The 12332-nt window shown below is 72.3% G+C and carries 10 protein-coding genes; 7 read left to right on the top strand and 3 right to left on the bottom strand.

The genetic code is table 11. The features are described from left to right. Position 1: 1 nt before the first annotated feature. From NQZ70_RS24855 to gstA, 6 genes are all read left to right on the top strand, one after another. Positions 2-1396: an efflux RND transporter periplasmic adaptor subunit gene (locus NQZ70_RS24855; RefSeq protein ID WP_129576410.1), complete on the top strand. Its 1395-nt coding sequence runs from the start codon at positions 2-4 to the stop codon at positions 1394-1396. Between the two features lie 9 nt (positions 1397-1405). After that, complete coding sequence (locus NQZ70_RS24860) at positions 1406-4555, top strand: efflux RND transporter permease subunit (RefSeq protein ID WP_129576411.1); 3150 nt, start codon at positions 1406-1408, stop codon at positions 4553-4555. A gap of 4 nt (positions 4556-4559) precedes the next feature. Then, positions 4560-5162, top strand: coding sequence for a TlpA disulfide reductase family protein (locus NQZ70_RS24865; protein WP_129576412.1), 603 nt, complete (start codon positions 4560-4562; stop codon positions 5160-5162). A 212-nt stretch (positions 5163-5374) separates the two neighbouring features. Then, on the top strand, positions 5375-6067 hold the full coding sequence (locus NQZ70_RS24870) for a Uma2 family endonuclease (RefSeq protein ID WP_129576413.1): 693 nt from the start codon (positions 5375-5377) through the stop codon (positions 6065-6067). 146 nt (positions 6068-6213) lie between these two features. Then, entirely contained in the window at positions 6214-6720 is a 507-nt protein-coding gene (locus NQZ70_RS24875; RefSeq protein ID WP_129576414.1) for a GNAT family N-acetyltransferase, read from the top strand. A 25-nt stretch (positions 6721-6745) separates the two neighbouring features. Continuing rightward, positions 6746-7351: a glutathione transferase GstA gene (gene gstA, locus NQZ70_RS24880; RefSeq protein WP_129576415.1), complete on the top strand. Its 606-nt coding sequence runs from the start codon at positions 6746-6748 to the stop codon at positions 7349-7351. Positions 7352-7425: 74 nt separating this feature from the next. Here the strand turns inward: gstA and NQZ70_RS24885 are convergent, their stop codons facing one another. Next, positions 7426-7824, bottom strand: a complete 399-nt coding sequence (locus NQZ70_RS24885) for a hypothetical protein (protein WP_129576416.1) — start codon at positions 7822-7824, stop codon at positions 7426-7428. Between the two features lie 121 nt (positions 7825-7945). Between NQZ70_RS24885 and NQZ70_RS24890 the strand changes: the two genes are divergently transcribed. Next, positions 7946-8743 carry a helix-turn-helix domain-containing protein gene (locus tag NQZ70_RS24890; protein WP_129576417.1) on the top strand — a complete coding sequence of 266 codons (798 nt, stop codon included), beginning with the start codon at positions 7946-7948 and terminating at the stop codon, positions 8741-8743. 24 nt (positions 8744-8767) lie between these two features. Here the strand turns inward: NQZ70_RS24890 and NQZ70_RS24895 are convergent, their stop codons facing one another. Together NQZ70_RS24895 and NQZ70_RS24900 are read right to left on the bottom strand one after the other, a co-directional pair. Beyond that, the gene (locus tag NQZ70_RS24895) at positions 8768-10240 is read right to left on the bottom strand and encodes a serine/threonine-protein kinase (RefSeq protein WP_237245580.1); all 1473 of its coding nucleotides are present in this window, start codon (positions 10238-10240) and stop codon (positions 8768-8770) included. A gap of 357 nt (positions 10241-10597) precedes the next feature. After that, a complete protein-coding gene (locus tag NQZ70_RS24900; RefSeq protein WP_129576418.1) occupies positions 10598-11497 on the bottom strand; it encodes an S-adenosylmethionine decarboxylase in 900 nt (299 codons plus the stop codon). Between the last annotated feature and the right edge of the window lie 835 nt (positions 11498-12332).

Genomic DNA, 12332 nt, shown 5'->3' on the forward strand with positions numbered 1-12332 from the left:
CATGGCCGGCCGCACCCACGCCCACGCCGCCCTGGTCCTGATCCTCGCCGCGCTCCTTTCGTGCGGGGCGGCGTGCGGGCGCCGGGAGGCCGACAACGCCGCTCCGGCCGAGGAGCAGGCGAAGGCCGGCGCGAAGCCCGCGGCGGGGCATGTCGCCGAGGGCGCGCTGTGCAAGGAGCACGGCGTGCTCGCGGCGCTCTGCACGAAGTGCAATCCGAAGCTCGCCCCGGTCTTCCAGGCGAAGGGGGACTGGTGCGAGGAGCACGAGCTCCCGGAGTCCATCTGCCCCCTCTGCCACCCCGAGCGCGGCGGCAAGCCGGCGGCCGACGTGCCGAGCGACGGCGCGCCCGCCGACGGGACCAAGGTCAAGCTCAAGACCAAGGACACGGCCCGGCTCGCCGGCATCCTCACGGCGAGGGCCGTCGAGCGGCAGGGCGGCGGAGGGATCCCCGTCACCGCCCGGATCGCCTACGACGCGCTCAAGGTCGCCGAGCTCAACGCGCGCGCGCCGGGCGTCGTCCAGAAGCTCTTCGTGGACGTGGGCTCGGAGGTCAAGCAGGGCGCGCCGCTCGCCGTCATCGACAGCGCCGACGTGGGGGCGGATCGATCGCGGCTGGCCGGCGCGGTGGCGCGCCTCAAGGTCGCCGAGGAGAACCTGAAGCGCGAGGAGCAGCTCGAGAAGGAAGGGCTCGCCGCGCGCAAGAGCGTCCTCGTCGCGCAGCAGGAGCTCGACGCCGCCCGCGCCGAGCGCGCCTCGCTCGCGGCCTCCCTGGCCGTCGTGGGCGCGAGCGCGGGCGGGAGCGGGGGCTACACGCTCACGACCCCGCTCGCCGGCGTCGTGACCCAGCGCAGGGCGACCGTGGGCCGGCTCGTCGGCGTCGAGGAGACCCTGTTCGAGGTGGTCGACGTCTCGAGCATGTGGGCCGAGCTCGACGTGCCGGAGACCGAGCTCCCGGCCGTCTCGCTGAAGCAGCCGGTGGTCGTCGAGGTCGACGGCCTCGAGGGGCGCGAGCTCAAGGGGGAGATCACGTACGTGGCGCCGGCCATCGATCCGGCGACGCGCACGGCCAAGGCGCGCGTCCCGCTCGCGAACCCGGGCGGCGCGCTGCGGGCCAACATGTTCGGCCGGGCGCGCATCCTCGCCCCGGCGCGCGCCGCGGTCATGGTGCCCCGCGCCGCCGTCCAGCGCGCGAAGACGGTGAAGCTCGTGTTCGTGCGGCTCGCCGACGACCAGTTCGAGGCGCGGCGGGTCGAGATCGGGGCGATCGAGGGCGATCTCGTCGAGGTGACGAAGGGCGTGCGCCCGGGCGAGGAGGTCGCGACCGAGGGGAGCTTCCTGCTCAAGACCGAGACCCTCAAGGAGAGCATCGGCGCCGGCTGCTGCGGCGAGGACTGAGGCGCGATCATGCTGAACGCCGTCATCGCGTGGTCGCTCCGCCACCGGCTGCTCGTGATCCTGGCCTCGATCGGCCTCTCCCTGGCGGGCATCCTCGCGTTCCGCCGCCTGCCGATCGACGCCTTCCCGGACACGACGCCGGTGCAGGTGCAGATCAACACCGTCGCCCCTGCCCTCTCGCCCGTCGAGATCGAGCGCCAGATCACGGCGCCCGTCGAGCAGGCGATCTCGGGGCTGCCCAGGCTCGAGGAGGTCCGCTCGCTGTCCCGCTTCGGCCTCTCCCAGGTCACGGCCCGGTTCGAGGACGACACGGACATCTACCTGGCCCGCCAGGTCGTCATGGAACGCCTTCAGACCGTGGCGCTGCCGCCGGGCATCGACCGCCCCGAGCTCGGCCCGGTCGCCACCGGGCTCGGCGAGGTGTTCCACTACGTGGTCACCGGCAAGGGCAAGTCGCTGAGCGAGCTGCGCACGGTCCACGACTGGGTCATCGCGCCGCAGCTCCGCTCGGTGCGCGGCGTGGCCGAGGTCAACGCCTGGGGCGGCGACGAGCGGCAGATCCAGGTCCTCGTCGACCCCGCGGAGCTCACGGCGCGGGGGCTCTCGCTCCACGACCTCTCCGAGGCGCTGGAGCGCAACAACGCCAACGTGGGTGGGGGCACCCTGGACCAGGCCGGCGAGTCCAGCCTCATCCAGGGCATCGGCATCGCCACGCGCGTGAGCGACATCGAGGACATCGTGGTCGCCGCCAGGGGCGGGGCGCCCATCCGCGTGCGCGACGTCGCCCGGGTGGTCGAGGGGCGCGAGATCCGGCGGGGCGCGGTCACCGCGGACGGCCAGGGCGAGGTCGTGCTCGGCCTCGGCTTCATGCTGATGGGCGAGAACAGCCATGACGTCACGACCCGGCTCAAGGCGCGCCTTGCGGAGGTCGAGAAGAGCCTCCCGGCCGGGGTCGACGTCGCGGTCGTCTACGATCGCACCGAGCTCATCGACAAGGTGCTCGGCACCGTAAGGAGGAACCTGCTCGAGGGCGCGCTCCTCGTGGTCGCGGTGCTCTTCGCCTTCCTCGGCAACCTCCGCGCAGGGCTGATCGTGGCCTCGGCCATCCCGCTGTCGATGCTCTTCGCGTTCGATCTGATGCTGCGCGCCGGCGTGGCCGGGAGCCTGATGAGCCTCGGCGCGATCGACTTCGGCCTCGTCGTCGACAGCTCGGTGATCATGGTCGAGAACTCGGTCCGGCGGCTCTCGGAGGACGCGAGCGACCGGAGCGCGACGGACGTGGTGCGCGACGCGTCGATCGAGGTGCGCAAGCCGACCATGTTCGGCGAGCTCATCATCATGATCGTCTACCTGCCGATCCTCGCCCTCGAGGGGGCGGAGGGGAAGCTGTTCCGGCCGATGGCGCTCACCGTCATCTTCGCGCTCGTCGGCTCGATGATCCTGTCGCTCACGCTCATGCCGGTGCTCGCGAGCCTGCTCCTGCCGCGCCGCATGAAGGAGCGCGAGAACGCGCTCGTGCGCCTCCTCAAGCGGGCCTACCGGCCCGTGCTGCAGCTCGCGCTGCGGTGGCGCTGGGCGGTGCTCGCCGGCGCCGTGCTGCTCCTCGGCAACGCGGTCTTCCTCGCGACGCGGCTCGGCGCCGAGTTCGTGCCGCGGCTCCGCGAGGGCACCATCGTCGCCAACACCGTGCGGCTCTCGGGGGTCTCGGCGGGCGAGTCGATCCGCTACGGCACCCGGCTCGAGCGGGTCCTGCTCGAGCGATTCCCGGACGAGATCGAGCGCGTCTGGACCCGCACGGGCACCGCGGAGGTGGCGACGGACCCGATGGGGCTCGAGCTGTCCGACGTGTTCATCACGCTGAAGCCGCGAGAGGCATGGAAGCGCGCCGCGACGCAGGACGAGCTCGTCCAGGCGATGGAGTCGGAGCTCGCGGGGATGCCGGGCATGCGCGTCATCTACACGCAGCCGATCGAGATGCGGGTCAACGAGATGGTCGCCGGGATCCGGGCCGATCTGGGGGTGAAGCTGTTCGGCGACGACTTCGACACGCTGAAGCAGAAGGCGCGCGAGATCGAGGCCGTCCTCAAGAAGATCCCCGGCGCCGCGGACGTCGTGACCGAGCAGGTCACGGGGCAGCCCGTGCTCGAGATCCAGGTCGACCGGGCCGCCATCGCCCGGCACGGCATCGCGGCCGCCGACGTCCTGGATGTCGTCGAGGCGCTCGGCGCGCGCGAGGTGGGGCAGCTCCAGGAGGGCGAGCGCCGCTTCCCCGTGACGCTGCGCATCGACGATCGCTACCGGGAGGACCCCGCGTCGATCGGCCGCATCCTGGTCACGTCGGCCGGCGGCGAGCGCATCCCGCTCGCGCGGCTCGCGAAGATCCGCACGACCGAGGGGCCGGCCGCGATCAACCGCGAGTGGGCGAAGCGCCGGATCGTCGTGCAGGCGAACGTCCGGGGCCGCGACGTGGGCACCTACGTCGAGGAGGCGCGCGCGCGGCTCGATCGGGAGGTCGAGCTGCCGCCCGGCTACTACGTCCGCTTCGGCGGGCAGTTCGAGCACCTCGAGCGGGCGCAGGCGCGGCTGCTCGTCGTGGTGCCGGCGGCGCTGGGGCTGATCCTGCTCCTGCTCTACCTCACGTACGGGCGGCTGCTCGACGCGGTCCGCGTCTTCACGGGCGTCCCGTTCGCCGCGATCGGCGGCGTCGTCGCGCTCTGGCTTCGCGACCTGCCGTTCAGCATCTCCGCCGGCGTCGGGTTCGTGGCGCTGTCGGGCGTCGCGGTGCTCGGCGACATGGTGCTCGTCTCCACCATCCGGCAGCTCACCGCGGCCGGGATGCCGGTGCCGGCGGCCATTGAGCTCGCGGCCGAGCGGCGCCTCCGTCCGGTCCTGATGACGGCGCTCGTCGCGTCGCTCGGCTTCGTGCCGATGGCGCTGAACACGGGCGTCGGCGCCGAGGTCCAGCGCCCTCTGGCGACGGTCGTGATCGGCGGCGTGATCTCCTCCACGCTGCTCACGCTGCTCGTCCTGCCGGTGCTCTACAGCGTCGTGGGCACGGCGCGCGCGGGGGCGGCGGCCGCCCCGGGCCCTCTCGCCGCGCCGGGCGCCGCCGGCTCCCCGCCGGGCGCCGCGGCGGCCCTGCCGCCGGCCGCGGAGTAGGCCCATGGGCGCGCACCCGCACCTCCGCGCTGCCTCCCGCGCCGCCGGCGTCCTGATGCTCCTCCAGGCGCTCGCGGTGGGCCTTTACTGGGCGGTGGAGCACCGCCGCGACGCGGGGCGGCCGGGGCGCCCCTTCGCGCACGAGCAGCTCTCCGGGGCCGAGCTGGCGCCGGACGAGGTCCTCACGCGGCCGGACGGCAGCGAGCTTCGCCTGAGCGCGCTGCGCGGCCGGGCCGTGCTGCTCCACCTCTGGGCGACGTGGTGCGCGCCGTGCCGCGCCGAGCTCCCCGCCCTGCTCGATCTCGGCCGGGAGCTCCGGCGGGACGGAGGCGTCGAGCTCGTGGCCGTGAGCGTCGACGAGAGCTGGGAGGTCGTGCGCGCCTTCTTCGACGGCGAGGTGCCGCCCGAGGTCGCGCGGGCCGGCTCGCCCGCCCTCGGGCGGCGGCTCGGGGTCTCGACGCTGCCCGACACGTTCCTCGTGCGCCCGGACGGCACGCTGGCGCTCCGGTTCACGGGCGCGCGCGACTGGAGGGCGCCCGAAGCGCGGCTGCTCGTCGCCGGGCAGGCGGGGTCGTGGCCTTCGACGCCGGACGCGCCGCCGCGCTGAGCGGCGCTGCCGGGCGCGGCGCTGCCGGGCGGGCGGCGCGCGGCGGCGGCGAGCGCTGCGCGCGGCGGGCAGGACGGACGCGGGCGCCCGACGGGGACGCGGCCGGATGCCGATTTCGAAATGAGCGATGCCCCAGATCCGTGAGCCCGATCGGCTCGTGAAGAGGCGCCACGGACCTTGCTGCGGTGTGGATCCTCCGGCAGGCTGGAGGCATGACGTCCCTGGCCTTCTCGATGCCGGCGGAGATCGTCGACCCGAACGTCGTCGCTCCTCCGGGCGATCTGTACAGCAACGAGCCGCCCATGGAGAGCTACGTCCACCTCGTCCAGATGCTCCTGCTGCTCGAGAGCCTGGAGCTCTTCTGGAAGGAGCGGACGGATTTCTTCGCGGCCGGCAACCTGACGATCTACTTCAGCCCTCGTCAGCTCAAGTCCGAGCACTTCCGGGGTCCGGATTTCTTCGTCGTGCTCGGCACCGAGCGGAGGCCGCGCAAGAGCTGGGTCGTCTGGGAGGAGGACGGCCGGTATCCGAACGTGATCGTGGAGGTGCTCTCGGACAGCACCGAGAGCATCGATCGCGGCCTCAAGAAGCAGACGTACCAGGACGTCTTCCGGACGCCGGACTACTTCTGGTTCCATCCGGAGACGCTCGAGCTCTCGGGTTTCCACCTCGTCGACGGGCAGTACGAGCCGCTCTCTCCCGACGCCTCGGGCCGCCTCTGGAGCGCGCAGCTCGAGCTGTTCCTGGGCGTCGAGCAGGGGCAGCTCCGCTTCTTCACCCGCGAGGGCGAGCTCGTGCCGGCGGGCAAGGAGCTCGCTGAGCGGGCCAAGTCCGCCGAGCAGCGGGCGGCGCGGCTGGCGGAGAAGCTCAGGGAGCTCGGCGTCGATCCCGACACGTTGAAGTAGCGAGCGCGGCCCGCGCGCCCCGCCGCAGCGCGGGGCGCGCGCCGTCGCATCGCCTGCTCGCCCCGATCCTGGTAGAACGCCGGCCGGAGCGGGCCCGCTTTCCGGGCCGCTCTCCGCGCTCGTCATCTCGTCGCTCGGGAGGGCCCATGTCCGACATGCTCGTCAATCTGCTCAAGCTGCCGCCGCTCGAACCGGCGCTCGAGGCCATGCGGCGGGCCTCCGTGGTCGTCCGGCGGGCGGCGCCTTACGAGATCACGCGCGTCCGGCGGTTCGTCGAGCAGCACTTCACGACGTACTGGGCCGATGAGATCAGCGTCGGTTACGCGAACAAGCCCGTCAGCGTCTATCTCGCCATCCGCGGCGGCGAGGTCATCGGCTTCTCCGCCTACGAGTGCACCCGCCGCGGCTTCTTCGGCCCGACCGGCGTCGCCGACAGCGAGCGCGGCCGGGGGGTCGGCAAGGCGCTGCTCCTCGCCTCGCTGCACGGCCTCGCGCAGATGGGCTATGCGTACGGCATCATCGGCGGCGTCGGGCCCGCCGAGTTCTACGCGCGCACGGTCGGCGCGACGCTCATCCCCGACTCCACCCCCGGCGTCTACGCCGATCCGCTGACCGACCCCGCCCCGCGCAGCGGCCCGGAGCCGCCGCGCTGACGCCCCCCTCGTCACGGAGGCCCCGATGAAGCTCTATTTCAGCCCCGGCACGTGCTCGCTGTCTCCCCACATCGCGCTGCGCGAGGCTGGCCTGGAGTTCGACCTCGAGCGCGTCCACCTCGGCACGAAGAAGACGAGATCGGGCGCCGACTTCACCCTGATCAACCCCAAGGGCTACGTCCCCGCGCTCGAGATCGAGAGCGGCGAGGTGCTCACCGAGGGGCCGGCGATCATCCAGTACATCGCCGATCGGAGGCCCGAGTCCGGGCTCGCGCCGCCTGCAGGCACCCTCGGTCGCTACCGGCTCCAGGAGTGGCTCAACTTCATCGGCACCGAGCTGCACAAGCAGTTCGCGCCCCTCTTCAAGCCGAGGCTTCCCGACGAGCAGAAGAGCGCGGCGCGGGCAACCCTGGGCCGGCGCTTCGGCTACGTGGCGCAGCGGCTCGACGGCGCCACGTACCTCCTCGGCGAGCAGTTCACGGTGGCGGACGGCTACCTCTTCACCGTGCTCACCTGGACGAAGTTCGCCGGCGTCGATCTCGGCGCCTGGCCCGTCCTCGGCCGGTTCAAGGACCGCGTCGGCGCCCGGCCCGCCGTGCAGGCCGCCATCGCGGCCGAGAAGGGCAAGTAACGCGCGCCCCCCGGGCCACCTCGACGCGCAAGCGCGCCGCCCTCGCGCTCCTCGACACGTGCTCGCCCTGCCGCTCAGGCCAGCGCCTGCGCGCGGCGCAGCCCGATCGCCTGCGCCTCGGCGAAGAGCGCCACGGCGAGCGCCTGCACCGCGACGAACGCGTAGCCGAGCGCCGTCGGCTCGAACCACCCGAGCGCGAGGAGGAGCACGCTGTCGATGACCCAGAGCGCGTTCGTGACGACGACGGCGAGGACCGCCCCGCGGGCCGGCTTCTCCCGCGTGCCGAGCCAGGCCACGAGGCCCGCGAACGGCAGCAGGCTCGCTCCGGCCCAGCGGAACAGCGCCTCGGGGAGGCCGGTGAGGCCGGCGAGCGGCGCCGCGGCTGCGACCATGAGCAGGCCAGTGGCGCCGCTGACGATGGCATCGGCGAGGAGGGCGCGGCGCAGGAAACGAGGAGAGGTCATGAACGACATGGCGAGTTCCTTTCGCTGAGAGTCGTGCTCCGACACGGCCTACGATGCGCGGCGCCGGGACCGGGGTCGATTACCTCCCAGGTAATGGGCGTCATTTTCCGGCGTGCTAGGGTCGCCCTCGATGATGAGCGCCCATCCACCGATCGGGGGTCTCTTGCGCGAGTGGCGCCAGCGTCGCCGCATGAGCCAGCTGGAGCTCGCGTGCCAGGCCGACATCTCGACGCGCCACCTGAGCTTCCTCGAGACCGGCCGCGCGCAGCCGAGCCGCGAGATGGTGCTCCACCTGGCGGAGCGCCTCGACGTGCCCCTGCGCGACCGCAACCAGCTCCTCGTGGCCGCGGGGTTCGCGCCGCTCTATCCCGAGCGCAGCCTCGACGATCCCGCGCTCGCGGCGGCCCGCAGGGCGGTCGATCTCGTGCTCGCGGGCCACGAGCCCTATCCGGCGGTCGCCATCGATCGGCACTGGACCCTCGTCGCCGCGAACGGCGCGATCGGCCCGCTGCTGGCCGGCGCCGCCCCTGCCCTGCTCCGGCCCCCGATCAATGTGCTGCACCTGAGCTTGCACCCCCAGGGCCTCGCGCCGCGCATCGAGAACGCCGCCGAGTGGCGCGCGCACCTCCTCGCCCGCCTGCGCCGCCAGATCGAGGTGAGCGCCGACCCCGTCCTGGTGAAGCTCCTCGAGGATCTCAGCCGCTATCCGCCGCCGCCCGAGGGCGCGCGGCGCCCGGAGCCCGGCCGCGAGCCGAGCCCGGTGGCGATCGCGGTCCCGCTCAGGCTCCGGACGGAGCACGGCGTCCTGAGCTTCCTCAGCACGACGATGGTCTTCGGCACGCCGGTCGACGTCACCCTGTCCGAGCTCGCGGTCGAGTCGTTCTTCCCTGCGGACCAGGCGACCGCGGACGCGCTGCGCGCGCGCTGATGGGCGATCAACGTGATCGGCGCTCTATCGGTGCATGGCGATGTCGTTGCGCGGGAAGGGCTTGATGCGCCGGTTGACCCGCCCCGTCGACGGGGCAGGCTTGGCCCGCCCCGGGGTCCGCGCGGGGCGCGCGGCGGGCTTCTTCGCGGCCGGTCGGGTCGCCTCGATCGCCGGCGCGGCGTCGGGCTGGGCCGCCGCGGCGGTGGCCGGGGCGGGCTCCGGGATCTCCGGAGCGCGCAGCTGCCGCTGCGTCTCCACGACGCTGGCGAGGAGCGTCGCCTCGGTCGGGCCGGTCAACGCGGCGCTGCGGGAGGCGACGGCGGCGAGCGCGGCGTCGTCGGCCACGGGCGCGCCGTAGCGGGCGCCGAGGAACACGCCGGCGCCGGCGAGCATCGCGCCGAGGGCGGCGGCCGTGGCGAGCCGCACCGAGGGCGGCCTGAGCTTCTTGCGGCTCGAGGTCGTCATCATGACCGTCGTCGTGCGATCGGGGACGTCGGCCTCACAAGGATCCGTCTCCGCCACCGCGAACGCCGGGGGCGCCGGCGCGGGGTGGCGCCGGGTGACCGCGGTGTCCGGCGCGCTCGCGACGCGCATCGTGATCGGGCTCTCCACGCCCGAGTCGCCGGTCGTGGCCCACGCCTCGGCGCCGCGCTTGCGCGGCGAGAGCGCCCGATCCAGCGCGTCGGCCATCTCCTTGGCGGACCCGAAGCGCGCGCTCGGGTCGAGCTGCAGCGCCTGGCGCATCCAGTCGTCGAGGGCGGGGGGCACCTCGGGCCGGAGCGCGCTCGGCGGCTTGAACTTGGCGGTGTGCACGAGCAGCGTCAGCGCCGCGAGCGAATCCCCGGCGAACGGGGCCTGCCCGGTGATCGCGTGGTAGGCGACGACGCCGAGCGACCAGAGATCCGCGCGGAAATCGAGGTCCTTCGAGCTGATGAGCTGCTCGGGGCTCATGTAGAGCGGCGTCCCAACGACGTTCCCGGTCGAGGTGACGCGCATGTCCCGGGCCCGCCGGGCGATCCCGAAGTCGAGCACCTTGACGAAGGTCTCCCCGTCCACCTCGGTCAGGAACAGGTTGTCCGGCTTGATGTCGCGGTGGATGATGCCGAGCCGGTGCGCCTGCCTCAGCGCCTTCGCCGTCTGCGTCACGATGCGCGCCACCTCGCCGAGCGGCAGCCGGCCCAGGCGGCGGATGCGGGCCCGGAGGTCCTCGCCGCGGAGCAGCTCCATCGCGATGTACGGCATGCCCTCGGCCGTGAGCCCGTGATCGAGGACCTGGGCGACGTGCGGGCTCGTGATCTGCGCGGCCGCGACCGCCTCTCGCCGGAACCGCTCCACGTAGCCCGGGTCGTCCGCGAACTCGGGCGACATGAACTTCACGGCCACCTGCGCCTTCAGCGGGAGGCGCTCGGCGACCCAGATGCTCCCCATCCCGCCCCGCCGGAGGATGCGTACGAGCCGCAGCGCAGGGGTCACCATCTGTCCGGTGTGCAGGGGCATACCTCTGCTACTCCTTCTCAAAGAAGCTAGAGCCGGTGGTTCGTGTCAGCTCTAGCCCAAAACTCGCGTACCTAGATCACTACGACGCCTTCCTACGCTCCGCAAGAGAAACAAGTGCTCTCCCGCGGCGCCTCGCTCGTAGTCACCGCCGCGCTTCCAACCCCGAGGCAACCGAGGCAACCGAGGATTCCCGCGCGATAATGCGGGGTTAACGGCATGGACGGGCATCGGGCATGCACCGATGTCGGCGCATGGGCGCAGAGGAGCGCAAATATCGCTCCTCCGGTCGAAATCTTGCCTTTTGCTTCGCTTGGCGCCCAGACCGCCGCGCTCGCGCCCGGGCGGCCTATCCTCGGCTCAGCCCTTCGAAGGCTTCGGCCCGAGCGGCCCCCCGTCGCCCGGCATCCGCGCGTAGACGCCGGGGTGCGAGGCGGCGAGCCACTGGTTCACGTGGCTCATCACGTGCGGGCGCTCGGTCCTGAGCTGCAGGTAGCGCTGGCCGCGGGGGACGAGCACCTGCTCGGTCACGTTGCCGCCGAACTGCTCGGCCAGCACCCGCACGACCGGCTCCACGTCGAAGAACTTGCAGCTGAACAGATCGAAGAACGCCTCGTCGCTGTCGGGGAAGATGTGCAGCGTGATGTGCGACTCGGCGATCATCACCATCGCGCTGATCACCGGCACCCCGTCCTTCGTCGCGGTCTTCACCACGAAGGGCCGCATGATCGGCGTCATCCCGATCTTCGAGGGCAGGTGATCGAAGATGTCGAAGAGCGCGTCCAGCGACGTGGGCCCGCGGTACGGGCTGAACTGCAGGAAGAGGTGGGGCCCGAAGTCGGCCTCGGGGCTCACCACCTCGTGCCCCCGGCGCTCCACGAGATCTCCGCCCTCGCCGCGATCGACCGTCTGCGTGAACACGCTGCGGCACGGGAGCGTCGTCTGGAGCATCATCTGGACGCGCTGGGGATCGAAGGCCCCCGGGTACACCAGATCCGCGAAGAAGCACTCGCGGAAGCTGAAGGTGTGGATCGTGAGGTGGCCCCCGAGCAGCAGCACGAAGGCGCTGATGCCGCAGTCCTCGGCCACGACGCCGTTGTAATACGGGAGGATGAAGGGAGGCATCACCGGCTTCAGCCGGAGCACGCCGGGCACCTCCTCCAGAAGCTCCTGCGCCAGCTTCACGTCATCAAAACGGCTCCGGAAGCCGTGGAAGCCATCCATCGTGAAATGGGTGAGGTTCTTGCGTGCCTTATGCATGTTGCCCCTTCGTCGACGAGTTGAGCGATGCTACTCCACATGGCGCAGGCGCGATCGGAGAAATTTCGCGCGCCGCCTTTCGCCTGCCCGCGCGCGTGTGCGCCACCCGATGATCAGGTGGGGAAGCAGGGTACGAACATGGGTGTCGTGCGGCCATGGCCCGCGATCCGCCGCGGTTTCACGCATCGGCTCACCTCGTCGTGCACGATGAGCTCGCCGGGACGGCGCTCGACACTGCAGCGCTCGCCCGCCGCCCGCGCCCCGCGGCGACGACCCTCGCCCCCGGACGCCCAGCAGCCGCAAGCGAGGCTCGCGGGAGGACAGGAGACGCTTGACTTCAAAAAAAGTCTTTCATTTGGCTTCGAGATGCCATGATGGATCGCGCAGAGACCACGAGGGGAATCGCCTCCAGGCCGCGCGACCGGCGGCGCTCGCGTCGGTCATGCAGCGCAGGAGTCGCGGGGAACGAGCGACTCCGATGGGGCGCTCGGCGTCCGAGACGTGCGTGTCGTCGACGTGGCGCGCGGCGCGCTCGAAGCCGCCTTTGGGGGCCGCGAGGCCACTGGCCCGGTCCCGCGGCCCGGCGCGGCGCCCGCGCCCAGGATCACGCGCTGCGACAGGCCAGTTGAGCCGGGAGGTGGCCAACACCTCTCTCGGTTTCGGGATGCCGGCTCACTGAAAGAGTTCACCAGGACAGCCCGGACGCCCTCGGAGCGCGCGCGTTGCGCCGGCGGAGGAAATCCACCCGCCGTGGATCACGGTGTCGAGGTGCGATAAAAATTGAAGCCCAGGTGTCATCCATCGTTGCCAGGACGCGCGCAGGCGTAGAATCGCC

It is taken from the genome of Sorangium sp. So ce836 (assembly GCF_028553905.1).
Classification (GTDB): domain Bacteria; phylum Myxococcota_A; class Polyangia; order Polyangiales; family Polyangiaceae; genus Sorangium; species Sorangium cellulosum_D.